Origin of the sequence: Flagellimonas baculiformis (assembly GCF_033441575.1) — a bacterium.
Lineage (GTDB): Bacteria > Bacteroidota > Bacteroidia > Flavobacteriales > Flavobacteriaceae > Flagellimonas > Flagellimonas baculiformis.
The window spans coordinates 1-25916 of the sequence record NZ_JAUZVW010000018.1 but is presented as its reverse complement, the minus strand read 5'-3'; the positions used below and the strand labels follow the sequence as shown (position 1 = coordinate 25916).

Genomic DNA, 25916 nt, shown 5'->3' with positions numbered 1-25916 from the left:
AATTGTCGGGGTTTCTTCTTTTTATACACTTTCCTTTGTCCTTCAAGAAGTTCCATCCTTACAATCCAATCCCTATTTCCTTTTTGTTTGTTAAAGAATGTTAAAAAAATGGATTGCTGTAACATTCCCATACAACTGGCGTCTTAGATATGTCATCAATCAACTCAATCATCAATCAAAAAACGAACAACTCATGAAAAAGTTGACCTTACTTTTTGCACTCTTTTTGTGCGGTCTCAATGCATCATTCGCTTTCAACAATCCATCGGACGCTGTGGGCTCCATTTCGGGAACCGTGGTGGACAACGCCATGAACCAGCCTGTGGCCTATGCCGCAGTGGTCGTGAAATCTGAGGATGGCACCGAGACCATTACGGGCGGGATCACCGCCGAAGACGGAACATTTGAGATCAATAAACTGCCGGATGGAACCTTTCTGTTCGAAGTACAATTTATCGGGTATAAGACCCATTCCCAAAAACTGGTCATTTCCAAAGATAACCGCAATGTGAACATCGGTACCATCACTTTGATGGAGCAGACCCAAGAGCTCAACGAAGTGGAACTGGTGGGCGAGCGCACCACCATTGAGCAACGGGTGGACAGAAAGGTGATCAACGTTGGGAAGGACCTCACCACTTCCGGGGCCACGGCCTCCGATATCATGAACAACATCCCTTCCGTGAACGTGGATTCCCAAACGGGCGACATCACCCTCAGGGGGCAACTCCAACGTGCGGGTCATGGTGGATGGAAAGCTCTCCAATGTGCCCGTAGCACAATTGTTGAAACAGATTCCATCAACATCCATCAAATCCATAGAACTCATCACCAATCCATCGGCCAAGTACAATCCTGAAGGCATGAGCGGCATCATCAACATTGTGCTGCACAAAAATGCCAACATCGGTTTCAACGGAAATGTGAGCATGGGGCTCACCAAGGGCATCGAGGCCAAGTTCAACAGCTCCATTGACTTGAACTACAGGAACGGAAAGTTCAATTTTTATGGAAACTATGGCAACAACATCGGCAAATGGGTGAACGATGGTAGCATTCTACGGGTGGATGAGAACTCGCGACAAGTATTCGACTTTCTCAACAACAACAAATCCCACCTCTACAAATTGGGGGTCGATTTTTACCTGAACGACAAGAACACCATCTCCTTCTTTACCAACCAGAACATTTATGATGGTATCGGTAATGGGGCCACCGAGGTTTCTTATGCAAACAATCCCTCCCGGAATGTTACCCAGCTGTTCATTGATGACTCCGACAACAGGAGCGAACAGTACAATTTTGATTATAAATTGGATTTCAACAAGGAAGGACACAATATAGAACTGGAAGTGGACCACAACCGTTTTGAAAGCGGCCAAGATGCTGATTTCAGGTCCACGGGCGCATCGCTATACCCTGATTACATGGACTTTGTGGACACCGAGCGCACCCAGACCATAGCCAACTTGGACTACGTGAACCCATTGGACAGTATTTCCAAATTGGAGTTGGGGTTGGAATCGAGAAACTTTGAGACCATTGTGGATTATTCCTCCACCGGACAATCTTTCAATTCCAGCGGAGAACTGGTGCCCACCCCATCCACCGAGTTCATTTATGACATGGACATCTATTCTGCCTACGCCACTTTTGGTCAGACCTACAAAAAATGGTCCTATCAGATGGGCGTGCGCATCGAGGATGTGCAGGTACAGGCGGACACCAACACCGTCCGCGCGTTCACGGACAATTACACACAGATCTATCCATCGGCATTTGTGACCTATAGCATCAATGAAGGGGACCAGGTGCAAGTGAGCTACAGCAGACGTGTGGACCGTCCCGGATTGCAACAGGTAAACCCCATCAGGGAATTTGCCACGCCATTGATCTCCGCGTTTGGAAACCCGAACTTGGTGCCACAGTTCACCAGTTCGTACGAGGCCAACTATACCAAACGCTTGAAAAACGGAAGTATAACGGCAGGGGTATTTTACAGAAGCATTGCCGATGAGATCAACAGGGCCATCTATATTGACCGATTGGACCTGAACAAGACCATCTTGACCTTTGATAATTTTGACAAGACCTCTGCGTATGGCATGGAACTGTCCACCAACTACAGACCCACCAAATGGTGGAACATCAACGGTAGTTTTGACCTGTTCTCCCAAACGCAACGTGGGATAACGGAAACCCTGAACACCACAGACCCTGATCCATCGGAAGAAGATATCGTTGCGGAAAGGGTACAAGTGGACAACACGGCCTGGAACCTTCGCATGAACAACAGTTTTACGGTGACCAAAAAACTGACCCTTCAGGCATTCGGGTTCTATCGAGGCAGGAACAGGAGCATCCAATTTGACGCAGACCCCATGTACTTTGTCAATTTGGGGGCACGCTATAGCTTCGATGAGGGCAAGGGCACCATCAGCCTGAACTATAACGACATATTCAATACCATGCGTTTTGCCTTTGAAGGTGATTACCCCTATGCACAGGAAGGTGCCTTCAACTGGGAGAGCAACAACGTTTACGTAGGGCTGTCCTATCGCTTCGGAAGTGGAAAGAACCGTGCAAAGCAACGCAAAAACAGGGACGACAACACCAAACAAGGTGGCGGCGGCATCCTTTAACTTTTATTGACGGTCCTTGCCAGAGTGTTGGTTGGTTAGTCTTTCAAGGGCATCAATAAAGAACCCCGGTCTCCAAAAGAGATCGGGGTTTGTTATTTTAATGTATTTTACATTTTTAAGGTTTTTATGCCAAAACCGATTCTCGATACAAAATTCCTTCAGAATTTCACTCGAATTGACGGTTTTGGGTCTGAAATCCTGGTTCTCGATACAATTTTTCTTTCGAAAAATTACTCGAACTGACAAATTTCATTCAAAATGCACAACAAGCTATTTATATCACTTTTTGCTACCACCTGATGATGACACTGCCCCAAGTAAAACCACTGCCAAAGGCAGCCAGTACCACCAGATCACCTTCCTTGATCTTTCCGGCCTCCCAGGCCTCGGTCAAAGCGATGGGAATGGATGCGGCCGTGGTGTTGCCATATTTCATGATGTTATTGAACACTTGATCGTCCGACAACCCAAATTTCTTCTGGATGAACTGGGATATCCTAAGATTGGCCTGATGGGGGATCAACATATCGATATCCGCTGGGGTCAAATTATTGGTCTGCAAACCTTCCATGATCACCTCACTGAAACGCACCACGGCATTTTTGAAGACAAACTGCCCGTTCATATAGGGAAAATAGGACGTATCCTCTGGGTCCGCATCACCAATAATGTCCGTGACCCATCGTTTTCCCATGCCGGGAGCGATGAGGGAAAGTTCTTCGGCATGTTCGCCTTCCGAATGCAAGTGGGTGGACAAGACTCCTTTTTTCGGATCTTCTTCGCGCGTCATCACGGCCGCACCTGCACCATCACCAAAAATCACCGACACCCCCCTGCCCCTAGTGGTCATGTCCAGACCATGGGAATGCAGTTCGGAACCGATGACCAGAACATTCTTGTACATCCCACTTTTGATGTACTGATCGGCCACCGAAACCCCGTACACAAATCCGGAACACTGGTTTCGGATATCAAGGGCTCCCACAGTTTTGAGGCCCAAATCCCTTTGGACCAAGACCCCTGGGCCTGGAAAGTAGTAGTCTGGACTCAAGGTGGCAAAAACGATGAAATCAATGTCGTTCTTATCTATTCCGGCACGTTCTATCGCCTTTTGGGCCGCCTTTACCCCCATGGAGGTCGTGGTGTCCTCACCTTTGACCACATGGCGCCGTTCTTGGATCCCGGTACGTTCCTGTATCCATTCGTCATTGGTGTCCATTATCTTGGAAAGGTCATCATTGGTGACCACATTTTCAGGGACGTAGAAACCCAATCCTGCTATCTTGGAATTGTACATGATAAAAAATTTATATCAAAAAGATAGTTACAAATTGAAAATTAGCAAATATTCAAGCCAAATATTCAAAAGTCTGCCAAAATAATACTTTTAAAAAATTGTACATTTAAAGATTCATCAAAATCGTAACCCTTAAAAAAATCATCATGAGAAAACACTACTTGGTTTTTCTGGCGTTGCTCGCTTTCTGTTGGGGGCAATCGCAGGAAAAACTGACCTATCAACAACCACCTGAAGAAATACTGGAACTGGTGAATGCCCCTACGGCACCCAGCGTCCTGATTGCCGACGATGGCAAACATATGCTGCTACTTTATAGCGATTATTACAAAACGATAGCCGAACTTTCGGAGACGGAACTCCGTTTGGCAGGTCTTCGGATCAACCCAAAGACCAACATTGGCAGCCGTACCAATTATTATAACAACATCGTGGTGAAAAAAATTGGGGAGAAAGATGGAACCCGAGTGGAAGGTCTGCCCAAAAATCCACGATTGGCCAATTTCAACTGGTCACCCGACCAATCCAAAATGGCCTTTACCCATACTACTTCGGAAGGTGTGGAGATCATGGTGCTGGATGTGGAAACCGCCAAGGCGACCAAACTTACCGATGCCAATGTGAACGCCAATATGAGGGATGTGATCAATTGGTTCAAGGATGGGGAATCGCTTCTGGTCAAAATGTTGCCGAGTGACCGAAAACCATTAATCGATGTGAGCGAAGCCATCCCCGATGGCCCCACCATCTCTGCCAACGATGGCAAAAAAGCCCAGAACAGGACCTATCAAGATCTGTTGAAGAACCCCAATGATGAATTCAACTTTGAGCAATTGGCACGGTCCGAACTTTACAAAGTAAAATTGGACGGAAGCAAGACCAAATGGAAAGAAACGGATATGTACACCAGCATCAGTTTTTCGCCGGATGGCAATTATGTGATGACAGTGACCTTGGACAAGCCATTTTCCTATTTGGTGCCCTACTACAGGTTTCCGAACACCACGAACATTTATGACAAGGACGGCAAATTGGTGAAGAAAATGCTGGAAATACCCCTTATTGAGGATCTGCCCCAAGGTTTTATGGCCGAAAGGACCGGCATGCGCGACCTGAGTTGGAGAAATGACAAACCTGCAACCTTGGTCTATGTGGAGGCCTTGGATGGTGGAGATCCCCAAAATGAGGTTCCTTACCGTGACGAGGTTTTTGAACTGGAAGCGCCTTTCAATGGGCAGGCCAGATCATTGTTGAAAACAAAGAACAGGTTCGGCTGGATCCAATGGGGCAACGATGATATTGCCATTGCCCATGACCGTTGGTGGAACGATCGGAACACCAAAACCTATCTTTTTGATCCTTCCAACCCAGAAAAAGAACCCAAGATCATTTCGGACAGGAACTATCAGGACGTGTACAGTGATCCTGGCAACTTCATCACCGAGAGAAATGAAAACGGAAGCTGGGTGCTTTCCCTCGACAAAAACAACAATGCTTATCTGTTGGGCGATGGATACACCGAGAAAGGCCAATTTCCCTTCGTGGAAAAAATGGATCTGAACTCCCTGAAAAAGACCCGTTTGTACACTTCCAAGTTGGAAAACAAGTTGGAGCGCCTCATCGAGTACAATCCGGAAAAGGACCAATTATTGGTCCGCATCGAATCGCCCAGCGAATACCCCAATTATTATTACAAAAGTATCATCAAAAGAAAAGGGCCCATGCAGCTCACTGCTTTTGAGAACCCCTACCAGAGCATCCAAAATGTGCACAAGGAAGTCATTACCTACAAAAGGGACGATGGATTGGAACTGACCGGCACACTATACCTTCCCGTGGACTATGATATGCAGAAAAAAGAAAAAATGCCCATGATCCTTTGGGCCTACCCCAGGGAATTCAAGGACAAGAACAGTGCCTCGCAGAACACTCAGAACCCGAATGAATTCACCTATCCCTACTGGGGCTCGCCCATTTATTGGGTGACCCGTGGCTATGTGGTCTTGGATGATGCCTCCTTCCCCATCATCGGCGAAGGCGAAGAGCAGCCCAACGATACGTTTAAGAGCCAATTGGTGGCCAATGCCAAAGCTGCGATAGATGCAGTGGACGCCATGGGCTATATTGATACGGAACGTGTTGCCGTTGGCGGACACAGCTACGGTGCCTTCATGGTGGCCAACCTGCTCTCCCACTCCGACCTTTTTGCCGCAGGGATTGCACGAAGCGGTGCCTATAACAGGACCCTGACCCCGTTCGGGTTCCAGAGTGAGGAACGGAATTATTGGGAAGCCCCCGAAGTGTACTATACCATGTCCCCTTTTATGCATGCCGATAAAATGAAGACACCCTTACTTTTGGTCCATGGGGAGGCGGACAACAATTCCGGTACCTACCCCATGCAGAGCGAACGTTATTTCAATGCCCTGAAAGGACTGGGAGCCACTGTCCGTTTGGTGATGCTGCCCAAGGAAAGCCATGGCTACAGGGCCAAGGAAAGCATTTTGCACCTTTTGTGGGAGCAGGACCAATGGTTGGAAAAATACGTAAAGCAAAAGCAGGAAATGAACAGTGACAACATTTCCGGGTCAAATTAAGATTGATCCAATCCACTTGAAAGCATCCTAAGCCCCTTGGTTTAGGATGCTTTTTTTATATGACATTTTGAATCAATTCGGCTGTGGGACAAAATTGCCCACACGTATCTTGGCCTTCAGATCATGCAGGAGGTTGTACAGTCCAAAAAAGGTCCGGTTGATGTACAAAAAGTGCTTGGACCCCCGGTTTCCGTTCATTTTTCGAATCTGTTCATCCTTGGAGTATCGTTCGCTCAAATCGGCAATCCTGGACCAAAAAACATCATCCCCAAAATCAAATTCCGCTTTATGAAAAGGGGATGTAAATATGCTGAGCATTTCCTTGAACAGTGCCGTAAAAAAGGTAAGCTCCTCCTTCGTGTCGGTGGGGGTCAGTATTTCCAGTTCGTACAACTTCTGCATGAAGACCTTATCATCATTGATGTTCTCTTCTTTGGCCAATTCAAAATACGGAACATAAAACTCTTCGGGTATTTCCTTGATGCAGCCAAAATCTATGGCAATGAGTTTTCCCTTGGGGCTGACCAAAAAATTTCCGGGATGGGGGTCTGCATGTACTTTTCTGAGCTGATGGATCTGGAACATGTAAAAATCCCACAATGCCTGCCCCAATCTGTTGCCCAGTTCGGACCCAAATTGCTTTTGGACAAACTCTCCCAGATGGATGCCCTTCATCCAGTCCATGGTCAATATCCGCTCGCTGGAAAGTTCGGGATAATACCTCGGAAATTCCATGCCTTGGATTACCTCACAGGCTTTGGTGATTTCCGTACTCTGTTGGAGTTCCAAAATGTAATCGGTCTCCTCAATCAGTTTGTGCTCCACCTCCTTGAAGTATTTTTCGGAGTCCTTCCCTTTCAAGTTGAACATTTTGATGGCCACGGGCTTCACCAATGCCAAATCGCTACTGATGCTTTCCGCCACACCGGGATATTGGATCTTCACCGCCAACTGTTTGCCATCTTTAGTAGCCCTGTGCACTTGGCCAATACTAGCAGCATTGATGGAATCCTTTTCAAAAGTGTCAAAGATGTCCTCAGGATATTTTCCCAAGTATTTTTTGAAGGTCTTCCGCACCAATGGTGCAGAGAGTGGAGGCACGGAAAATTGCGAAAGGGAAAACTTTTCCACATAGGCACGGGGCAATAGGTTCTTCTCCATGCTGAGCATTTGGGCGACCTTGAGGGCACTTCCCTTCAAACTTTTCAACCCATCATAAATATCCTCTGCATTGTCCCTATCCAATTCTTCTTTGGAAGTTTCCGGATTGACCAGTTTTTTACCATAATATTTGACGTAGTTGCCACCAATCTTAACCCCGGTGCTCACCAATTTCCCGGCGCGTTCCATCTTCCCCGTAGGTATCCTGTCCAATGTTTTCATAGGCGACTACACAAACTTTTCCTTATATAGGAACTTTCCAAGATCGATTATTTTCTCCAATGAGGTGTTTTCAAAAATCTGGAAAATGGTGGTCACCGATTTTTCTATGGCGATATCCGTTTTCTCAAAACCAGGGGAACCGTCCTCCATCCAAAATTTTAGGAGGAACAAAAACTGCAACCATGCCCCTTCCGAGAAAAGTGGTGCATTGTGCTGTAAGATTTTCAGGTTCTTTTCACTGTTTTTTTCCTCGATGAGTCCTGAAGCAAAATTTTTGAACTGCTTCCGAAGACCTTTTAGTTGTGATAGATTTTCAATGGGATTTTTGTGCGCCTTTAGAACAAATAGGACATAGCTCCTGTTCAAGCCCAGGTTTTCAAAAAAAGTGAAGAGAAAAGTAAGCATCTTTTCCTCATTCGACATGGTGTTGAACTGTTTGTTCTTTTGCAAAAGCCCCATGGTATTTTCAAAAAAACGGTCCCAAATGGCCGCTTGAAGCACCTCGAAGGAACCAAAAAAAGTGTAAAACTCCTCCTCCTTTATCTTATGCTCCTTACAAAACTTATACACCGATCCTGGAATTTTTTCATTTTCCAGTACATGATCCATATACAGTGTAATCAATTTGTCCGCTGTGATAGCAGTTTTGCTTGTATTTGCCATACTGATGAGAATTAAATTTTGGAGGTTGGGCCGTCAAGTGGAACCACTTAAAGAAAATGCACTTTCAGGCGAAAGTGCATTTTCAACAACCTAACCAATAAATAAACAAATTGTTATAGTGTAGTACTATCTCATAGCAATTTTCCCTATAACACTGTAAATATACCTATATTGTTTAATTTTTCATCAAAAAGAATAAACAAAATTTTGTTAAAGTTGACATTTGCCAGCTCAGGATGAGGATCAATGTCAGTTTGTCAGATTTGCCATTCTGGTATTTTTTTTGTCCAAACGGGAGTAAAGAAAAATATAGACAACAATGGCAACAGGTAAAATCAATGTTTCGGTAGAGAACATTTTTCCCTTGATCAAAAAGTTTCTGTACAGTGATCACGAAATCTTTTTAAGGGAATTGATATCCAACGCTACGGATGCAACCTTAAAACTAAAACACTTGACCTCCATCGGTGAAGCGAAGGTAGAATATGGCAACCCCATCATAGAGGTGAAAGTGGACAAGGACCAAAAACGCATCCATATTATTGACCAAGGTATCGGGATGACCGAGGAAGAGGTCAAAAAATACATCAACGAGGTCGCCTTCTCCGGTGCCGAGGAATTCTTGGACAAATACAAGGACGCTGGCAAGGAAGCGGGCATCATAGGGCATTTTGGCCTTGGTTTCTATTCCGCTTTCATGGTGGCCGAAAAGGTGGAGATCATCACCAAGAGTTTCAAGGACGAACCGGCCGTGCATTGGATCTGTGACGGATCTCCAGAATTTACCCTGGAAAGTGCCGATAAAAAGGAAAGGGGAACGGAGATCATTCTCCATGTGGCCGAGGATTCCACTGAGTTTTTGGAAGATTCCAAAATCCGTCAGCTTTTGGTGAAGTACAACAAGTTCATGCCCATCCCAATCAAATTTGGCACCAAAAAGGAGACTCTGCCCAAACCGGAAGGGGCCAAAGAAGACGAACCGGCCCCTACCCAAGAGGTGGACAACATCATCAACAATCCAGAACCGGCCTGGACCAAACAGCCCACCGACCTGAAGGACGAGGATTATAAGAGTTTCTACAGGGAACTCTACCCCATGCAGTTCGAGGAGCCGCTTTTCCACATCCATCTCAACGTGGACTATCCCTTCAACCTGACAGGTATCCTATACTTTCCCAAATTGAGCAACGATCTCAACATCCAAAAGGACAGGATACAATTGTACCAGAACCAAGTGTTCGTAACGGACAATGTGGAAGGCATAGTCCCTGAGTTCCTGACCATGCTCCGAGGTGTCATCGATTCGCCCGATATTCCCTTGAACGTTTCCAGGTCCTATCTTCAGGCAGATGGCGCGGTGAAGAAAATTTCATCCTATATCACCCGAAAGGTTGCGGACAAGTTGAGCTCCCTTTTCAAGAACAATCGTGAGGATTTTGAGCAAAAGTGGAACGACATCAAGGTGGTGATCGAATACGGAATGCTCACCGAGGAGAAATTCTTTGAGAAAGCGGAAAAATTTGCCCTGTTCCCCACCGTGGAAGGAGCTTTCCATACGTTCGAGGAACTGGAGGCCAAGATCAAGGACACCCAAACGGATAAGGACGGTACGATGGTGGTGCTCTATGCTTCGGACAAAGAGGCACAGCACAGCTACATCGAGGCGGCCAAGACCAAGGGCTATGAGGTGCTTTTGATGGATTCGCCCATTGTTCCGCACCTCTTACAAAAATTGGAGACCTCCAAGGAGAAGGTTTCTTTCGTGCGGGTGGATGCCGACCATATCGACAACCTCATCAAAAAAGAGGACACGGCCATTTCCAAACTTTCGGATGAGGAAAAAGAGCAATTGAAGACCAGTCTGGAAAGCGTCATTGCCGACAAGGGCTATACCATACAATTGGAGGCCATGGACAGTACAGCTTCCCCTTTCATCATCACGGAACCTGAATTTATGCGGAGAATGAAGGAAATGCAGCGCACTGGTGGCGGCGGCATGTTCGGGATGGGCAATATGCCGGATATGTACAACCTCATCGTGAACACCAACCATGAGCTGGTGGGCGAGATCTTGAACACGAAGACGGACAAAAAAAGGGAACGCCTGATCAACCAATCCTTGGATTTGGCCAGATTGTCCAAAGGATTGCTAAAAGGCGAGGAACTCACGAAGTTCATTGCCCGCAGTTATGAGATGATCAAGTAGCAAATCATTTTGATTCACAATTGATACAAAACCGCTCATTTTGAGCGGTTTTTCGTTTTAATGACTATATTGGTTCTAGCAATCAATCGACCCAACCGTGGACCATAACGATTACAAGAGTCCGTCCTTCAAAAAACTGTTGGACTCCCTTCAGCAGCAAAGCTGGGAGTTGGAACTCATCATTTCGGGTTTTGCCATTTTTGGATTGTTCACGGCCTACGAACCGCTTCGCATAGAAATGGTCAATGCCGAGAACGAACAACACATCTATCGGTTTGTCGCGTATTTTATTCTCCACATTGCCAGTTCCATACTCCTTTTCAACCTGTTGCTGCACGTTATTCTCCGAGGGTTGTGGATCGGTGCCCTCGGGCTCCGTTATGTGTCGGGTGACATTGAATTCGAAAAACTCAGGTATTCTGAATTGTTCACCAACTACTTGAAGAAGAGGATTGTTTCCTTTGATCGGTACATCGCCAATTTGGAGAACTATTGCAGTGTGCTGTTTGCCATTTCGTTTTTGCTGATCTTTTATGTGCTGGCCATGACCATGGTCATCATTTCCATAGTATTGGTGGCGAGTTTCATCATTCAGGGCGAATGGTTGCCAGAGCAATTGGGGAACATTCTGGGTTCCATCCTCATTTTGTTCATCATATTGGGGATGTTCCTGACCTTCATCGATTTTTTGACCCAAGGATTGCTCAAACGGAACAAATGGGTGTCCAAAATCTATTTTCCCATCTATTGGGTGTTCAGTTTTTTGACCCTCTCATTTCTCTACAGACCTTTGGTCTATAATTTTCTGGACCATCGTTTTGGAAAGCGGTTGACCCTTTTTTTGGCACCGATCTATCTTGTGATATTGATCATCACCAGTTTGGAGTACCGCCATTCCAACTATCTGGAAAAAGACCTGAATTCCTCCAGTATTATCGCCAATAAGGAAAACTACAAGGATATGCTGATCAAGGATGGTGATTTCCCCGGTGAGATGGTCATTTCCTCCAAGGTGATCACCAAACCCTATCTGAACATTTTTGTGCCATTCTCGGAACACATCGAGGAGCGTATCTTTATTTTCAATGATTCGCTCAAACCCAAAAAAGACAGAAGGGGGCTTACTTCGGGCATCAACATGACCACCAACTGGAGCGACGAAATCACCAGTGCCCAGCAAAAGGACAGCATCCGAAAGATATACCTGAAAACTTTCAATGACATTTATTCCTTCGAGATAGACACCCTGAAAATGGATGGGGATTTTATTTTGACCACAGGCTTCAACAACAAACTTGGTTTTGAGACTTTCCTCAAAATATCGGACCTGGAAGAGGGCAAGCACATCCTCAAACTCAAACGGAAACGAAAAGAAAAGGGAGAAATCGTCACCTTGACCGAGTCTGTGGTGCCTTTTTGGAAATTCAACGATTGATCTATGGTACCATGGCACCTCTATCTAATGGCCGGCCTCTACATTGCTGCAGGCATCATGCACTTCGTAAAACCGAAGATGTACTTGCGCATTATGCCAAGGTATCTCCCCTATCATACCATTTTGGTGTTCCTGAGCGGAGTGGCGGAAATTGTTCTGGGAATCGGTCTGTGCTTTGCGGCCACGCAAAAACTCAGCGCTTATGGCATCATTTTGATGCTTGTCGCCTTCCTACCTGTCCACTTTTACATGCTTTCCAATGAAAAGGCCGCTGCGGGCCTGCCCAAATGGGTATTGGTCCTTAGGGTTCCGTTACAGTTTGCATTGATGTACTGGGCCTACTCCTACTCACTCTAGCATGATATTACGCTCCAATTGTTTCTTCATTAAGGGCACCTGCACAAAAAACAACAGCCCAAAGAGCAACACAGCGTAAATTAAGATTTTTGAAGAGGTATAATTTTCCAACCAGCCCCACATATTGTCAAAAACAGGTTCCACGGATACATTTCCGAACCATCCACCATCACTTTCCAGACCGTATTGCGCAATAAGATAGAACGTTAGACTGACCAACCCCATAAAAATGAGAACAAGCACCTGCTTGGGCACAATGGGTCTATATTGGTACACTTCTTTGTGCTGCTGTGCCTCTATGCGCTGCATAAGATTTTTGGTAAAGTCTGCAGGGGGCGACTCCAAGGGAGCGTCCGCCATGATCTTGTCCACAAATGCTTCCAGTTCTTTTTCTTCGTGCTTATCCATTGCTTCCCACAGTTTCTTTGTCAAATTTATTTTCCATGATAGCGGCCAATTTTTTTCTGGCCCTGAACAACCTCACCTTTATGGTGTTCGCGGAAAGGTCCAACACCTTTTCCATCTCCAAAAGGTTCTTTTCCTCAAAATAAAAAAGCGTCAGGATGCTTGCATCTTCTGCCGGCAAGGCCCCCAAACAGGAGTTGATCAATACCGACCTCTCCTCCTGCACCATCCTGTCCAAAGCATTGTCCATCACGGAAAATGCCGAACCCTTCAAATGGTCCACTTCAACACGCATGCGTTCCTTTTTGGTCTTTTTCAAGCGGTCCAAACAAGCATTATAGGCTATCCTATAGATCCACGTGGACAGTTTGGAATCTCCCTTAAAGTTACGCAAAGCTGTGAACACTTTAATAAAAACATCCTGCGATACTTCCTCTGCGTCCTCCCTGTTTTCCAACATTCTTATGCACAAGGTATAGACCAAATCCTTGTGACCGTCCACCAAATCAGAGAACGCCACGGTGTTGCCGTTGTTTATTTTCTTGATCAGTTCTTTTTCGTTAGTGGTCAGCATTGCACATTGGACGACAAAACACGGATTTGGGTTACACAAATCGCTTCTTTTATAAAATTATGTAACCTGCATCTAAAACCTGTCGTCATACCCATGAAAAACAAATAATTTTAATCATTAAAAACGAACTGTTATGGGATCTGAAGTAATTATCATACCGATTATTTTTGGGGTCATTTTTGCCATTGCCTACCTCTATTTTTCAACCAGGAACAAAGAACGCCTTGCCTTGATAGAAAAAGGAGCAGACGCCAGTATTTTTGTCAAGGGCAGACGCGAGGGTGCAGCACCTTTCTGGAAAATTGTCATCCTCAACATTTCCTTGTTGCTCATCGGCATTGGCCTCGCCATTTTTGTGGCTTCCTTCTTGGTGTACAATCTTGGAATGAATGACGAGGTAGCGTATCCCGGTACCATCTTCACCTTGGCGGGCGTAGGGCTTTTGGTAGGCTTTACCATGACCAAGCGCTTGGAAAAAGAATAAGAAGGACCCCATTAAAAACAAATGAAGGAACCACTGCCAAAAGCAGTGGTTTTTTTATCTTGCTAGGATGAAAATCATCTCTACCAACATAGGCCGCCCGACCAAGATAACCTGGAACGGCAAGGAAACCACTACGGGTATCTACAAATTTCCGGTACAGGAACCGTTGTTTCTGGATGTGGAGGAAGTCCAAGGAGATACTGTTGCCGATAGGAAGGTGCATGGGGGAGCATACAAGGCATGCTACCTGTTCGCTTCCGACCACTATCCGTACTGGCAGGAAAAATACCCTGATCTGGACTGGGACTGGGGCATGTTCGGCGAAAACCTGACCGTGGAGGGGCTGGACGAGTCCCAAATCAGGATAGGAAACATCTATAGATTAGGGTCGGCACTGGTGCAGATAAGCCAACCCAGGGAACCTTGTTACAAATTGGGCATTCGGTTTGGCGACCAGAATATATTGAAAGCTTTTATAGAACACGGCTGGCCTGGCACCTATCTGCGTATCCTGGAAACCGGAACAGTGGCCGTGGGAGATACCATGGAACTGGTGGAGGAATCCAAAAATCCATTGACCACCCAACAATTTTACCAACTGCTCTTTGCCAAGGAAAAGGACAAAACACTTTTGCAGTGGGCCATAGATAATGAGGCCTTGCCTCCCGGAAAAAGGGAACGACTGAAAAAGTGGGCATAAAAAAAGGGAGCCTACCGGCTCCCCCATGCACATAAAAATTAACTAAACAAACTATCTTACTTCTATAGTCTCTTTGTACGTTCCGTTTTTATCGGAGACTACGATGGTATATTTATCTTCAAAAGCTTTCTCAAAGTTGAACGCCTTTTCCACAACAAGTTGTCCGCTGATGGACTCGTTGTACACAAGTCTGTCCTGGCTGTCATACACCTTTAGGGTCACCTTGTCCTGTGAAACGTTCAAAAGGTTCATCATTATTTTCTGACCTTTTTTCACGAATACGGGGTCCAACTCTATCTTGATAATGCTTTTCTCCACTTCGTTCTTGGCAGTTGCTTTCTTACCAAAATCGGTTGCTGTTCCGTTAGCCAATCCCATGGCAGATACCAAAAGGACCGCTACTACTGTTAGATTTTTTACTACTGCTTTCATAACATTTTGTTTTTTTAGGATGATGAGACAAATGTATGGCGCAATAGAGGATAGCAACACCACCATGTTTTCCAGTTTATGTGCAATTTTAACATGGTGTGGATGTTAACCTTTTATTAATGATAAAATAGCATACATTTTTGGTAATTTTGCAAACAAGTGTTCGACCAACATCGATATACCTTTATAGTACCGAACAAAATTTGGCTCTTATGACCCACAAACCTGCTTTTGAAGCAATAGCCCCTAGTTTTGGCCACTCGTTCACTTTTCAGAAGTTCAATGAAAACAACGAGAACAAGAACAATGGCTGGCACTACCATCCTGAACTGGAGCTGGTGTATGTGAACGGGGGGTCTGGCAAACGCCAGATCGGCAGCCATGTTTCCTATTTCAGGAACGGAGACCTTATCCTTATCGGTTCCAACTTGCCCCATTGCGGGTTCACCGATAAGCTTACCGGTAACAAAAGTGAGACCTTGGTACAGATGAAAGCCGATTTTCTGGGCAGTGATTTTTTCAACATCCCAGAGATGAAAAATATCCAAAAACTGTTTGAAGTTGCCAAAGGCGGCATCGCCTTTTCTGGAAAGACCAAGATGAAGGTCGGCGAAAAAATGGAGATCTTGGAATACCAGACCGATTTCCAAAGGTTATTGTCCATCCTCAACATTTTGAACATCCTTGCCACGTCCAACGAAATGAACGTGTTGAACGCCGAAGGCTTTTCCCTGGAGACCGAGGTGAAGGACAACGACCGTATCAATATTGTGTTCAATCATGTGAAGACCCATTTCAAAGAGGACATCAGTCTGGATGAAATTGCGGACATGGTGAGCATGACGGTCCCCTCTTTCTGTAGGTATTTCAAAAAGATCACCAACAAAACATTTACCCAGTTCGTGAACGAATACCGCTTGGTGCACGCTTCCAAACTACTGGCCGAGCAGCCTATCAGCATCACCCAAGTGTGCTATGATAGCGGTTTCAACAACTTTTCGCACTTCAACAAGTCGTTCAAGGCATTTACCGGGCAGAACCCGTCCGAGTACAGAAACCAGTTGAAGACCGTTCTATCCTAAAGGATAGTCTTAATCGAACAGGTCGTTGAGGACCTTCGCCAATCGCAATCCACCCTTTTGGAGCTGTTGGAACAATAGGTCATTGTATGCATAGGAATATTGGTAGCCCAGTTTGTCGCCCACTTTGACAGAATCATAGAGTTCCGCACAAATGTCATGGGATTCGTCCACCCAATCGTAAATAGTGCCCTCTTGGATTTTTTTCTTTTCCTTTTTTGAAAAATGGTCCAGTTCCCCAGCAAGTTCGGTAAAGGTCATCCCATAGGATTCGATAAGGTTCTTGTCCCAGATGCTGTGCAGATTAGTCCCTTGCCCGAACCATTGCACCTGGATATCATTGCCTCCCTTGTCCTCTGCCCTGCTGGCATGCATGGGTTGGTGCAGGTCTCCGATCAAGTGGATCAACATTTTTAGATGGAACACGCGGTCCTCCCTACTGTTCGCTTCATTCTTTATGATGGCCCTGCATTCCTCTATGGCTGTGATGATGTCGCCCTCATCGCTCTTTTCCGAATCTATATAATTCATTCCCAAGGGGTAGTTGACATAGTGCCAGGGAGAATATTTGGCATACGAACGATCTGCCTTGATATCATCCGCAAAAGTGGATACGAAGGCAAGACTGTGTCCATCCAATAGATCGGCCAATGCCCTTTTGGCCTTTCCGGTCAAGTGGTTTTGGGCAATCTCGCCCGTGACGCGATGTCCCGTTTTTCCCCAAATGGTGTTTCCAAAACCAATTATGGGCACCAAAAGCAATACAAATAAGGTTTTTTTCATTTCTGGCTTCTCTTGTTATATAAGGTGTGGATCCTATAGCGATACACTTGGCTAATTTTCAGAATGTTTTATCGATGGGCAATCGAATTTGCAATTTTGGCTTTTTTTTAACTATGTCCAAAAGCCGAAAGGAAATCACCCCATCCAAAATAAAAAAACAGCTGCCCCATGCGGACAACTGTTCGTAGCAATATGCCTTTCACTCACGGAAAGGTTCCGGATTTTGGCTCTTCCAACAATTACAAGGGCTTACGACCGGAGATAATATTGTACAGAATGGCAATGATCGCGATCACCAACAAGATATGGATCAAGTTGCTGGTTGCCATACCGGCGACCACCCCAAAAAATCCCAATACCCAAATGATGATACAAATAACGGCAACAAGCCAAAGTAAACTTCTCATGATGTCATGGTTTTAGTGTTATATCCTAAAGTTATGCAAAAAGCGGTTACAACCTTGTTTCATGGGTGGAATTGTTCGCTTATTTTGATTTCATCACTGCACATTATATCCAACAATACCATGAACACCCCCACTGAATTCCATATATTTGGGCAACTAGCTTAAAATTCTATGGACCACCTACCTTTCACCGATGACACCGTCATCTTTGGACTTCTCTGTCTTTGCCTCGGCTTTGTCTTTTATACCTCATCCATTTCCTCGGGGTTCTGGAGCAAGTTTTACACAGTTGTGCCCACCGTGCTCATGTGCTACCTGCTGCCCGCCATTTTGGCCAGTGTCGGCATTGTGGACGAATCCTCGTCTCAAACCTACTTTGTGGCCAGCCGTTACCTGCTGCCCGCCGCATTGATCTTGATGACGCTGAGCATAGACCTCAAGGCCATCATGAACTTGGGCTCAAAGGCGCTCATCATGTTCTTGACGGGAACCGCCGGGATTATCATCGGGGGACCCATCGCCATATTGATCGTTTCCATTTTTTCTCCCGAGACCGTGGGAGGAAATGGGTTTGACGCCGTTTGGAGGGGTCTGGCCACCATTGCCGGCAGCTGGATCGGGGGCGGGGCCAATCAGGCCGCCATGCTGGAAGTGTTCCAATACAACCAAGAAAAATATGGAGGAATGGTGCTCATTGACATTGTAGTGGCCAATCTCTGGATGGCCATCATCCTATTGGGTGTGGGCAAAACAAAGCAAATAGACCGATGGCTCAAAGCGGATACTTCGTCCATTGAAGAGCTGAAACAAAAAGTATCTGCCCATACCGAAAAAATTGCAAGGGTCACCTCACTCAAGGATTTCATCATGATGCTTTTTTATGCCTTTACCGGAGTGGGCCTTGCCCATTTGCTGGGCTTCCATTTTGCCGATTTTTTGCAGGGCAATTTTGAAGTCATCCGAAATCCGCAGAAAATATTGTCCTCATTGGGTTCGGATTTCCTTTGGATGGTGGTCTTTGCCACGGTCATCGGCATTGGCCTGTCCTTTACCAAGGCCAAAAATTATGAGGGAGCCGGGGCCAGCAAGATTGGGGGCATGTTCATCTACATCCTCGTGGCCACCATCGGGATGAAAATGGATCTGGGCAAGGTACTCGAAAATCCTGGGCTCATTGCCATAGGTCTTATTTGGATCACCATCCATGCGGGACTGTTGATCTTAGTGGCCAAGCTCATCAAGGCACCGTTCTTTTTCTTGGCCGTGGGCAGCCAGGCGAATGTGGGCGGAGCGGCCTCTGCCCCGGTCGTAGCGGCCGAGTTTCATCCGTCCCTGACCTCCGTGGGCATCCTTTTGGCCGTTTTTGGCTATGTGGTGGGCACTGCAGGGGCCTATTTGTGCGCTTTGTTGATGGAAGTGGCCTCCAATGTTTAGATTATTTCAGAAGTTTATGCATATTTGCCCTGCAAAAATTTTACAATGAAGCGGATATTCCTCGTATTGCTATTGGGAACCATAATGGTTTCCTGCGAAAAGAACACGGAAAATACCATGGTGGTCAATGGAAACATCAAAGGTCTGAAAAAGGGGACCCTTTACCTGCAACAGTTCCAAGATTCGACACTTGTGACCTTGGATTCGTTGGAAATCCAAGGGGATGGAAAGTTTTCTTTCGATGAGGAAGTGGAAACCCCGGATATCTTCTATCTCTATCTGAAAAAAGAGGACAACAACGACATCAATGACCGAATCACTTTTTTTGGCGAAGCGGGGACTATCACCATCAACACCTCTTGGAACACCTTTGACACCAACTCGGAAATAACGGGCTCCAAGTCACATGAGAAATTGGTGGAGTTCTACGAGATGGCCTCCAAGTTCAACATCAGGGAACTGTCCTTGTTGCAGCAGGCTTCGCTACCGGAATTCCAAAAAGATTCCATGGCCTTGGATTCCCTCCAAAGATTGGTCGATCAAAATACCATAAACAGATATCGGTATGCCCTCAACTTTGGGCTGAACAATGGAAGTTCCTATGCCACTCCCTACATCATAATGACGGAGGCAAAAGAGGCCAATCCAAAATATCTGGATTCCATCTATAGGACCCTTTCCCCTGAAGTGGCTTCATCCAAACATGGAAAGGCGTTGAAGGAGTTTTTGGGCAAAAAGGACTAACCCGCCAGACTGTTGAACTGTTCCACCAATTCGGTGGCCTTTTCTTCCAGTTCCTTGCGTATTTGGCTAAAGTGGGCTTTTCGGTCCTCAACGTTCTTCTGGTTCACTTTGTCCATCAACTCATCATATATGGCAATGGCCTTGTCTATAATGACCGTTCCTTCTTCGGATTCCTTGTTGCCGGAACCGGCTTCCCAAATGTAAACTGCCTCAATAATGTCCCCAAGGACGAAGTTGATGTCTTTCTTAAGATCGCGAATACTTGGCATACTAGTGTTTTTTCAAATGTACTACTTAAATGGTAACTTCTAAAAGTTTGGCTCCTTTGGCTTCAATTTCCACAAAGGTGCTGGATGCCGCAAGGAGGGCCGTTTCCCCTTTCCGGATGGTGGCACTGCCCCAATCATTGGTGATGGTCGCCCTACCTCCCACACACATATAAATGGTAAAGGAATCCCTTTGGGAAAGGTCCTGTTTCAAGTTTTTGGTCAGTTCCAAAAAATTGGTCTTGAAGTACGGACAGTCCACCATATCGTTCACGGTGTCCTTGGCGTTGGGATACCCTACCTTGAAATCGTCCTTCTTTTCGTAATCAATGGCGTCCACGGCCAAACCTGTGTGCAGCTCCCTTAGGTTCCCATCCTTGTCCTTTCGGTTGAAATCGAATACCCTGTAGGTAACGTCCGAGGTCTGTTGGATCTCTGCCAACAACACCCCTGCCCCTATGGCATGTATCTTTCCGGTGTTGATGAAGAAGGTGTCCCCCTCTTCCACCTCTTCATAGTTCATCAGGTCCAGCAGCGTACCTTGTTCAAGGCTTTCGATATACTCTGTTTTCTCCACATCCTTATTGAAGCCCACAATGAGCTTGGCCCCAGGGTCGGCATCCATGATGTACCACATTTCCGTTTTTCCGAAGGAGTTGTGCCTTTCCTTGGCCAACTTATCGTTCGGGTGCAGTTGTATGGACAGGTCTTGTTTGGCATCTATGAATTTGATGAGAATGGGAAAATCGTTGCCGAACCGCTCCACCACACTCTTTCCCAATACAGCTTCAGGCTGTTGGTGTATCAAGTCTTCCAGCGAAGTGCCCTCCAAAGGCCCATTGGCCACTTCGGAAATATCTCCCTTGACACCGGAAAGTTCCCAACTTTCCCCTGTTATGTCACTTTCTATTGGTTTTCCAAGTACTTCTTTCAGTTTTGTTCCTCCCCAAAGGCGCTCTTTGAGAATGGGGCGGAATTTTAAGGGGTATAGATCCATTTTATCCGGTATAGGTTACAAAATTGCGAGGGGTCTCATAGAGCACCACCTCCAATTCTTTCTCGTTTTCAATATGTGGTCTCAGTTTGTTCCAAATGACCACGGCTATGTTCTCTGCGGTCGGGTTAAGGTTTTTGAACTCGGGCACGTCCAGGTTGAGGTTTTTGTGGTCCAAAGCATCTTCCACATGCTCCTTGATCAAGTCTTTCAACACCTTCAGATCCATCACAAACCCGGTCGCTTGATCTATCTCCCCGGTCACGCTCACGATCAGGTCGTAATTATGGCCATGGAATCTGGGATTGTTGCACTTGCCAAAAACGGCATTGTTTTTCTCCTCATCCCAGTCCGGTCTGTACAATCGGTGGGCCGCATTGAAACTTGCCTTTCTGCTTACTTTCACTTTCATTGCGCAGGGATGTTCTTCATTAGATGGTCATAGAACCTTTCAAAAATGATCTTGAACCATTCGGTGTACTGTCCGGGGTTTTGGGCCATATCCTTTTTGATGTCAGTGGGCAGCATCCATTTCCAATCGGCCACTTCGGCTGGATTGATATTGGGGGCATCGTTGTAGAAACCTATCATCACATGGTCAAATTCATGCTCGGTCAGGCCATTGTCGAACGGGGCCTTGTACACAAAGGAAAACAGTTCCTCAAGCTCGGCGGTGAAACCCATTTCTTCCATGAGCCTACGCTTTCCGGCTTCAATGTTTCCTTCGCCTTCCCTTTGGTGGCTACAGCAGGTATTGGTCCACAGCAATGGGGAGTGGTATTTGTCACTGGCACGTTGTTGCAGCATGGTCTCCCCTTTATCGTTCATGATAAAAACCGAAAATGCCCTGTGCAAAAGGGCTTTTTCATGGGCTTCCATCTTGGGCATCAACCCAATGGGTTCATCATTTTCATTGACCAATATCACGTTTTCCTCTCTCATATGGTAAAAATATGACCTTTAGAGGAAAAACATCCGATAGCGGCATTTAAATTCTTGCTAAAAGAAGCGTGGGGATTTTAGGTTTCCAATGTTCCTGATGAAATCGTACCGAATGATGACCTCAAAGGAACCGTCATTGAAGGTCGCTGCACCGAGTTCCGTTATTTCGCGGTCATAGGCAAGACCGAGCATCAACTGATCGGACAGCATGAAGCCAAAAAGTCCGCTGAACGCAGCATCCCATCTGTAGGCCACCCCACCGATAAACCTTTCGTTCAGCATGAAGTTGGCTGAAAGGTCTACCTGCAATGGAGCCCCTTGAACGGCCTTGGTCAAAAGGGTGGGCTTGAACTTCAAAAATGGATTGAGGTCCCAAACGTATCCTGTGATGAAATACATATTGATCTGCTCCTTGGCCGTGGACACAGAGGATTCATCAAAATGGGTGGTCTCCAATATTCTGGGGGCTGACAGCCCCACATAAAATCTGTCCGTATGGTAATAGACCCCTGCCCCTATGTTCGGAGAAAATTTGTTGCGGATATCCTGTTGGGATTGCAACTGCGGATCAACCTCAAATTCGTCCAGTTCTGAGTAGCGGATATCCAGCATATGGGCACTGGCCTTAAGGCCAAAGCTCAGCCTTCCCTCCCAAGAGGTTTGGATGGTATAGGAAAAATCCACATCAAAATAGGTTTCAGAGGTGGGCCCTATCTTATCGTTGACAATGGAAAGCCCCAATCCGACACCACGATAACCCATTGGGGTGTGGATATTGAGTGTCTGGGTCTCGGGGGCACCGTCAAGGCCCAACCATTGGTTCCGGTAGAGTGCCGCGATGCTCAAATGTCCCCGGGAACCTGCATAGGCAGGGTTCACACTCACGGTATTGTACATGTATTGGGTGTACTGTGCATCTTGCTGTGCGTGGAGGAATGACATGGTACAGATCATTAAGATCACTGGTAGCCATCCCATTTTCCCCCTAAAGATATTCTTGTCTGCAGCACTCATTTTCCTTATCTGTTTATGTATAGATAACCCGAAATCTGTTTCATGGTCCCACTTTGATCTTCATAATCTATCACGTAGAAGTAGGTACCCACTGGGAGTTTATTGTCACTATCCACAGTGACCCTTCCTTGTGATGTGCCGTCGAACACATTTCCACTGGTATTGTAGGATTTTGTCTGGAAAACCATGACACCCCACCTGTTGTATATCCTCACCGTATTGTTCGGATAGTTTTCTATGTATTTAATGGTAAACACATCATGGATGGTATCGCCGTTCGGTGTGATGACGTTTATAGGATCGAGTTCATCTTCACCGACCGTTGTCTCACCCAGATCGGGATCCAAATAATTCGGGATGCCATTGTCATTGGAATCGTCATTGGCATAATTTCCATCTCCATCCAGGTCTTCATCCATGGTCTCTATACCATCCCCATCATCATCAGAATCCCTGAAATCAGGAACACCATCTGAATCGGTATCAGGCAAGGCCGTGCCGGGGTCGTCCATTTCATCGTTCACATCGATATCGATGACTGTTTCACCTTCAAAGCCATCATCCAAGCCATCGTTGTCCTTATCCGAGCCTATGAACTCCACATCGGGAATGCCATCATGGTCATGGTCATGTCCTTCTATGGCATCGGGCACATTATCATCATCACTATCAAGGTCAACATAATCCGGGATACCATCGTCATCGGAATCCACTGGGATCAAACCTATGTTTCCATCCACTTCGTAGGCATCGTCCAGACCGTTCCCGTTAGCATCGACCAAACTGGGTAGTATATAGGACGAGATGGACTGGGATTCCACATTATCCGGAATACCATCATTGTCACTGTCAATATCCAGATAATCCGGAATACCATCACCGTCGGTATCCGTAGGATTGGTGGATGGATCGTTGTCGTTGTCCGCATTGAGATCTTCAAAACTATCCAATATACCATCCCCGTCACTGTCCAAGATTTGTTGTGAAGTGACCACCACCGTGATTGTGGCCGTACCACAATTTCCATTGGTATCACAAACGGTATATTCAAAAGAATCCATACCTGAATACCCTGGGTTGGGCACATAGGTAATATTGTCGTCGGATGGATTGGCCACAGTGCCATTATCGTTCAAAACAATGGTTCCGTTGGAGGGGTTGGTAGCTGTGATGGAACCCGAAGTGGGAATATCATTGTCATTGGCCCTCCAGGATATGGTCACATCGGTTCCTTGCTCGGTCGAGGTCACATCGTCATTGACATCCACAATTGAAAGCACATCAACAGTCACCGTTGCAGTGCTGCAATCCCCAAAATTGGTGCAAATGGTATAATCAAAACTATCATTGCCATTATAATCCGCATTGGGGATATAAGTGACCACGTCGTCCGATGGGTCGTTGGGTGTTCCATTGTCACCTACGTTCACGGTACCATTGGACGGACCTGTGATGGTCAAAGTCCCTGAGGTTGGCAGATCGGTATCATTGTCAAAGATCGGTACGACCACGGATTCGTCCTCGTTCACCACCACCATGTCATCCAACAAATTGGCCGCCTGACTCATACATACCACAGTGAAACGTGGCAGCTCGCTGCTATTCCCAACTTTTGTGATGGTGGCCGTGTAGTGGGTCACACTTTGCGTGCTGATGACCATGGGGCGGTTTTGATCGCCACTCAACGATGGGTTCCAACTCACGGTCGCTCCTGCAGGTACACTTGCGGAAATATCCAACGTCACCTCATTGTTCGGAGCTTCACAATCCGTCAATATAAAATAACCTGTTGCATTGGATCCACAAAGGGTGCCATCGTAGGTTGCGAAATAGACACCGGGTTGGGTGGCTTCATAGAATGAATTTGTTCCCAAGACCGTTCCAGGGTCGGATGCCTCATACCATCGGTAATTGTTCTCATCCCCTGTATTGGGTGCCTGGAGCAAAAACTGGGCATTTGCAAAGTTGATCCCCATCACCAGGATGAACAATCCAATGAATAAAGACGTATATGAGGTTTTTGGTTTCAAATCTGTGCGTCCGTATTGATTATTATTTTACGACAAAAACCACGTTGATCAATGCATTGTAATCGGCTGGTTGACCAATAATATCATACGAAAGGACACCACTTGCATTTATGCTCATATTGGCAAACACTGTCGGATCTGCATACGTCACATAATAGTATAGATCCGTTGCAGCATAAGTCGGTATTGCCGCAGGAGCACCTACACTGGCCACTGCAGGGGTACCATATTGAGCTACATATTGCGCATATAGATTCACTGTCCTACCGGTTCCATTTGATGAAGCATCAATTGCTATGGAAGGTGGATAGAAAATTCGTGCGGCTTTGGCTGTGATCGGGGCAATAGCTTGGATGACATCTTCAACGGTAGCCTCAGCATTTCCGTCACCATCCACATCCACAGGGTTGTCAGAATCTACTTCGGAAGCATTTTGATCATCTGTTGAAGGATCGCCATTACACACATATTCTGTTGAATCAATTTCACTTAGATCGAGGACTCCATTCCCATTGTCATCAATACCTGTATCCACTTTGATTCCTCCTGCAGAACAATTAGCTCCAGCAGGTTCAGCTGTAGTGACCACTAAATTGGCAAGTCCATCAGGGCCTTGATCACCGATTGGACCTTTGTCTCCAATAGGACCCTGCAGACCTTGTTCTCCAGTAGGGCCTTGTAGACCAACAGGACCTTGTTCACCCTGTGGACCTTGCGGGCCTTGGATGCCGGGGTCGCCCTGTGGGCCCTTGTCACCTGTCTCTCCCTTATCACCGGGGTCGCCCTGTGGGCCCTTGTCTCCGGTCAATCCCTTGTCACCTGTCTCTCCCTTATCGCCGGGGTCGCCCTGTGGACCTTGCGGGCCTTGGATGCCGGGGTCGCCCTGTGGGCCCTTGTCTCCGGTCAAACCTTTATCCCCTGTCTCTCCCTTATCGCCGGGGTCGCCCTGTGGACCCTGTGGGCCTTGGATGCCGGGGTCGCCCTGTGGGCCCTTGTCTCCGGTCAATCCCTTGTCACCTGTCTCTCCCTTATCGCCGGGGTCGCCCTG

24 protein-coding genes and 1 pseudogene are annotated in these 25916 nt (G+C 46.3%); 10 read left to right on the top strand and 15 right to left on the bottom strand.

Going from position 1 to position 25916, the window contains the following annotated elements; translation table 11 throughout:
• Nucleotides 1–193: 193 nt before the first annotated feature.
• A pseudogene (locus SD450_RS18475) lies at nucleotides 194–2642 on the top strand (TonB-dependent receptor domain-containing protein).
• 289 nt (nucleotides 2643–2931) lie between these two features.
• On the opposite strand, the gene SD450_RS18470 reads toward SD450_RS18475, so the two are convergent.
• On the bottom strand, nucleotides 2932–3939 hold the full coding sequence (locus SD450_RS18470) for a 3-oxoacyl-ACP synthase III family protein (RefSeq protein WP_318345858.1): 1008 nt from the start codon (nucleotides 3937–3939) through the stop codon (nucleotides 2932–2934).
• Between the two features lie 146 nt (nucleotides 3940–4085).
• On the opposite strand from SD450_RS18470, the gene SD450_RS18465 reads away from it, so the two are divergent.
• Nucleotides 4086–6536, top strand: coding sequence for an alpha/beta hydrolase family protein (locus SD450_RS18465; RefSeq protein WP_318345857.1), 2451 nt, complete (start codon nucleotides 4086–4088; stop codon nucleotides 6534–6536).
• A gap of 72 nt (nucleotides 6537–6608) precedes the next feature.
• Here the strand turns inward: SD450_RS18465 and SD450_RS18460 are convergent, their stop codons facing one another.
• On the bottom strand, nucleotides 6609–7919 hold the full coding sequence (locus tag SD450_RS18460) for an ABC1 kinase family protein (RefSeq protein ID WP_318345856.1): 1311 nt from the start codon (nucleotides 7917–7919) through the stop codon (nucleotides 6609–6611).
• A 6-nt stretch (nucleotides 7920–7925) separates the two neighbouring features.
• Nucleotides 7926–8582, bottom strand: a complete 657-nt coding sequence (locus SD450_RS18455; protein WP_318345855.1) for a TetR family transcriptional regulator C-terminal domain-containing protein — start codon at nucleotides 8580–8582, stop codon at nucleotides 7926–7928.
• A gap of 319 nt (nucleotides 8583–8901) precedes the next feature.
• Here SD450_RS18455 and htpG point away from each other — a divergent pair, with 319 nt between their 5' ends.
• The 3 genes from htpG (at nucleotide 8902) to SD450_RS18440 (ending at nucleotide 12580) form a co-directional block, all read left to right on the top strand.
• Nucleotides 8902–10788: a molecular chaperone HtpG gene (gene htpG / locus SD450_RS18450; protein WP_318345854.1), complete on the top strand. Its 1887-nt coding sequence runs from the start codon at nucleotides 8902–8904 to the stop codon at nucleotides 10786–10788.
• Nucleotides 10789–10885: 97 nt separating this feature from the next.
• On the top strand, nucleotides 10886–12223 hold the full coding sequence (locus tag SD450_RS18445; protein ID WP_318345853.1) for a hypothetical protein: 1338 nt from the start codon (nucleotides 10886–10888) through the stop codon (nucleotides 12221–12223).
• A 3-nt stretch (nucleotides 12224–12226) separates the two neighbouring features.
• Nucleotides 12227–12580, top strand: a complete 354-nt coding sequence (locus tag SD450_RS18440; RefSeq protein ID WP_318345852.1) for a DoxX family protein — start codon at nucleotides 12227–12229, stop codon at nucleotides 12578–12580.
• Here SD450_RS18440 and SD450_RS18435 read toward each other — a convergent pair.
• Together SD450_RS18435 and SD450_RS18430 are read right to left on the bottom strand one after the other, a co-directional pair.
• Nucleotides 12572–12988: a hypothetical protein gene (locus tag SD450_RS18435; RefSeq protein ID WP_318345851.1), complete on the bottom strand. Its 417-nt coding sequence runs from the start codon at nucleotides 12986–12988 to the stop codon at nucleotides 12572–12574. The genes SD450_RS18440 and SD450_RS18435 overlap by 9 nt on opposite strands.
• The gene (locus SD450_RS18430; protein WP_318345850.1) at nucleotides 12981–13559 is read right to left on the bottom strand and encodes an RNA polymerase sigma factor; all 579 of its coding nucleotides are present in this window, start codon (nucleotides 13557–13559) and stop codon (nucleotides 12981–12983) included. The genes SD450_RS18435 and SD450_RS18430 overlap by 8 nt, the downstream gene beginning before the upstream one ends.
• Before the next feature lie 133 nt (nucleotides 13560–13692).
• Here SD450_RS18430 and SD450_RS18425 point away from each other — a divergent pair, with 133 nt between their 5' ends.
• Together SD450_RS18425 and SD450_RS18420 are read left to right on the top strand one after the other, a co-directional pair.
• A complete protein-coding gene (locus SD450_RS18425; RefSeq protein WP_318345849.1) occupies nucleotides 13693–14043 on the top strand; it encodes a DUF6249 domain-containing protein in 351 nt (116 codons plus the stop codon).
• A 67-nt stretch (nucleotides 14044–14110) separates the two neighbouring features.
• Nucleotides 14111–14743: an MOSC domain-containing protein gene (locus tag SD450_RS18420; protein WP_318345848.1), complete on the top strand. Its 633-nt coding sequence runs from the start codon at nucleotides 14111–14113 to the stop codon at nucleotides 14741–14743.
• A 51-nt stretch (nucleotides 14744–14794) separates the two neighbouring features.
• On the opposite strand, the gene SD450_RS18415 is transcribed toward SD450_RS18420, so the two are convergent.
• Nucleotides 14795–15175, bottom strand: coding sequence for a hypothetical protein (locus SD450_RS18415; protein ID WP_318345847.1), 381 nt, complete (start codon nucleotides 15173–15175; stop codon nucleotides 14795–14797).
• A gap of 212 nt (nucleotides 15176–15387) precedes the next feature.
• On the opposite strand from SD450_RS18415, the gene SD450_RS18410 reads away from it, so the two are divergent.
• Nucleotides 15388–16257: an AraC family transcriptional regulator gene (locus SD450_RS18410; protein WP_318345846.1), complete on the top strand. Its 870-nt coding sequence runs from the start codon at nucleotides 15388–15390 to the stop codon at nucleotides 16255–16257.
• 9 nt (nucleotides 16258–16266) lie between these two features.
• Here the strand turns inward: SD450_RS18410 and SD450_RS18405 are convergent, their stop codons facing one another.
• Complete coding sequence (locus SD450_RS18405; protein WP_318345845.1) at nucleotides 16267–17037, bottom strand: S1/P1 nuclease; 771 nt, start codon at nucleotides 17035–17037, stop codon at nucleotides 16267–16269.
• Nucleotides 17038–17276: 239 nt separating this feature from the next.
• Entirely contained in the window at nucleotides 17277–17444 is a 168-nt protein-coding gene (locus SD450_RS18400) for a lmo0937 family membrane protein (protein ID WP_318345844.1), read from the bottom strand.
• Nucleotides 17445–17615: 171 nt separating this feature from the next.
• On the opposite strand from SD450_RS18400, the gene SD450_RS18395 reads away from it, so the two are divergent.
• Both SD450_RS18395 and SD450_RS18390 read left to right on the top strand, forming a co-directional pair.
• Nucleotides 17616–18878, top strand: a complete 1263-nt coding sequence (locus SD450_RS18395) for a DUF819 family protein (RefSeq protein ID WP_318345843.1) — start codon at nucleotides 17616–17618, stop codon at nucleotides 18876–18878.
• Between the two features lie 45 nt (nucleotides 18879–18923).
• The gene (locus tag SD450_RS18390) at nucleotides 18924–19622 is read left to right on the top strand and encodes a DUF4369 domain-containing protein (protein WP_318345842.1); all 699 of its coding nucleotides are present in this window, start codon (nucleotides 18924–18926) and stop codon (nucleotides 19620–19622) included.
• Here SD450_RS18390 and SD450_RS18385 read toward each other — a convergent pair.
• From SD450_RS18385 to SD450_RS18355, 7 genes are all read right to left on the bottom strand, one after another.
• On the bottom strand, nucleotides 19619–19891 hold the full coding sequence (locus SD450_RS18385) for a hypothetical protein (protein WP_318345841.1): 273 nt from the start codon (nucleotides 19889–19891) through the stop codon (nucleotides 19619–19621). The two genes, SD450_RS18390 and SD450_RS18385, sit on opposite strands and share 4 nt — an antisense overlap.
• A 25-nt stretch (nucleotides 19892–19916) precedes the next feature.
• A complete protein-coding gene (locus tag SD450_RS18380) occupies nucleotides 19917–20885 on the bottom strand; it encodes a type I phosphomannose isomerase catalytic subunit (protein ID WP_318345840.1) in 969 nt (322 codons plus the stop codon).
• A 1-nt stretch (nucleotide 20886) separates the two neighbouring features.
• A complete protein-coding gene (locus SD450_RS18375) occupies nucleotides 20887–21294 on the bottom strand; it encodes a 6-pyruvoyl trahydropterin synthase family protein (RefSeq protein WP_318345839.1) in 408 nt (135 codons plus the stop codon).
• Entirely contained in the window at nucleotides 21291–21824 is a 534-nt protein-coding gene (gene idi / locus SD450_RS18370) for an isopentenyl-diphosphate Delta-isomerase (RefSeq protein ID WP_318345838.1), read from the bottom strand. Before idi ends, SD450_RS18375 begins: the two co-directional genes overlap by 4 nt.
• A gap of 57 nt (nucleotides 21825–21881) precedes the next feature.
• On the bottom strand, nucleotides 21882–22802 hold the full coding sequence (locus tag SD450_RS18365; protein WP_318345869.1) for a PorP/SprF family type IX secretion system membrane protein: 921 nt from the start codon (nucleotides 22800–22802) through the stop codon (nucleotides 21882–21884).
• 41 nt (nucleotides 22803–22843) lie between these two features.
• Nucleotides 22844–24814 (bottom strand): T9SS type B sorting domain-containing protein, encoded by a 1971-nt coding sequence (locus tag SD450_RS18360; protein ID WP_449757766.1) that lies wholly within the window; start codon nucleotides 24812–24814, stop codon nucleotides 22844–22846.
• 76 nt (nucleotides 24815–24890) lie between these two features.
• The coding region (locus tag SD450_RS18355; protein ID WP_449757765.1) for a DUF7151 family protein at nucleotides 24891–25916 on the bottom strand (1026 nt) is incomplete at its 5' end.

Excerpts from the sequence above, each read along its gene's own strand:
- SD450_RS18365 (WP_318345869.1), bottom strand. The coding sequence starts at position 22,802 with ATGGGATGGCTACCAGTGATCTTAATGATCTGTACCATGTCATTCCTC.
- SD450_RS18435 (WP_318345851.1), bottom strand. The coding sequence starts at position 12,988 with ATGGATAAGCACGAAGAAAAAGAACTGGAAGCATTTGTGGACAAGATC.
- SD450_RS18360 (WP_449757766.1), bottom strand. The coding sequence starts at position 24,814 with ATGGGGATCAACTTTGCAAATGCCCAGTTTTTGCTCCAGGCACCCAAT.
- SD450_RS18375 (WP_318345839.1), bottom strand. The coding sequence starts at position 21,294 with ATGAAAGTGAAAGTAAGCAGAAAGGCAAGTTTCAATGCGGCCCACCGA.
- SD450_RS18430 (WP_318345850.1), bottom strand. The coding sequence starts at position 13,559 with ATGCTGACCACTAACGAAAAAGAACTGATCAAGAAAATAAACAACGGC.
- SD450_RS18420 (WP_318345848.1), top strand. The coding sequence starts at position 14,111 with ATGAAAATCATCTCTACCAACATAGGCCGCCCGACCAAGATAACCTGG.
- htpG (WP_318345854.1), top strand. The coding sequence starts at position 8,902 with ATGGCAACAGGTAAAATCAATGTTTCGGTAGAGAACATTTTTCCCTTG.
- SD450_RS18385 (WP_318345841.1), bottom strand. The coding sequence starts at position 19,891 with ATGCCAAGTATTCGCGATCTTAAGAAAGACATCAACTTCGTCCTTGGG.
- SD450_RS18455 (WP_318345855.1), bottom strand. The coding sequence starts at position 8,582 with ATGGCAAATACAAGCAAAACTGCTATCACAGCGGACAAATTGATTACA.
- SD450_RS18440 (WP_318345852.1), top strand. The coding sequence starts at position 12,227 with ATGGTACCATGGCACCTCTATCTAATGGCCGGCCTCTACATTGCTGCA.
- SD450_RS18405 (WP_318345845.1), bottom strand. The coding sequence starts at position 17,037 with ATGAAAAAAACCTTATTTGTATTGCTTTTGGTGCCCATAATTGGTTTT.
- SD450_RS18395 (WP_318345843.1), top strand. The coding sequence starts at position 17,616 with ATGGACCACCTACCTTTCACCGATGACACCGTCATCTTTGGACTTCTC.
- SD450_RS18390 (WP_318345842.1), top strand. The coding sequence starts at position 18,924 with ATGAAGCGGATATTCCTCGTATTGCTATTGGGAACCATAATGGTTTCC.
- SD450_RS18410 (WP_318345846.1), top strand. The coding sequence starts at position 15,388 with ATGACCCACAAACCTGCTTTTGAAGCAATAGCCCCTAGTTTTGGCCAC.
- SD450_RS18460 (WP_318345856.1), bottom strand. The coding sequence starts at position 7,919 with ATGAAAACATTGGACAGGATACCTACGGGGAAGATGGAACGCGCCGGG.
- idi (WP_318345838.1), bottom strand. The coding sequence starts at position 21,824 with ATGAGAGAGGAAAACGTGATATTGGTCAATGAAAATGATGAACCCATT.
- SD450_RS18425 (WP_318345849.1), top strand. The coding sequence starts at position 13,693 with ATGGGATCTGAAGTAATTATCATACCGATTATTTTTGGGGTCATTTTT.
- SD450_RS18380 (WP_318345840.1), bottom strand. The coding sequence starts at position 20,885 with ATGGATCTATACCCCTTAAAATTCCGCCCCATTCTCAAAGAGCGCCTT.
- SD450_RS18415 (WP_318345847.1), bottom strand. The coding sequence starts at position 15,175 with ATGAAAGCAGTAGTAAAAAATCTAACAGTAGTAGCGGTCCTTTTGGTA.
- SD450_RS18470 (WP_318345858.1), bottom strand. The coding sequence starts at position 3,939 with ATGTACAATTCCAAGATAGCAGGATTGGGTTTCTACGTCCCTGAAAAT.
- SD450_RS18400 (WP_318345844.1), bottom strand. The coding sequence starts at position 17,444 with ATGAGAAGTTTACTTTGGCTTGTTGCCGTTATTTGTATCATCATTTGG.
- SD450_RS18465 (WP_318345857.1), top strand. The coding sequence starts at position 4,086 with ATGAGAAAACACTACTTGGTTTTTCTGGCGTTGCTCGCTTTCTGTTGG.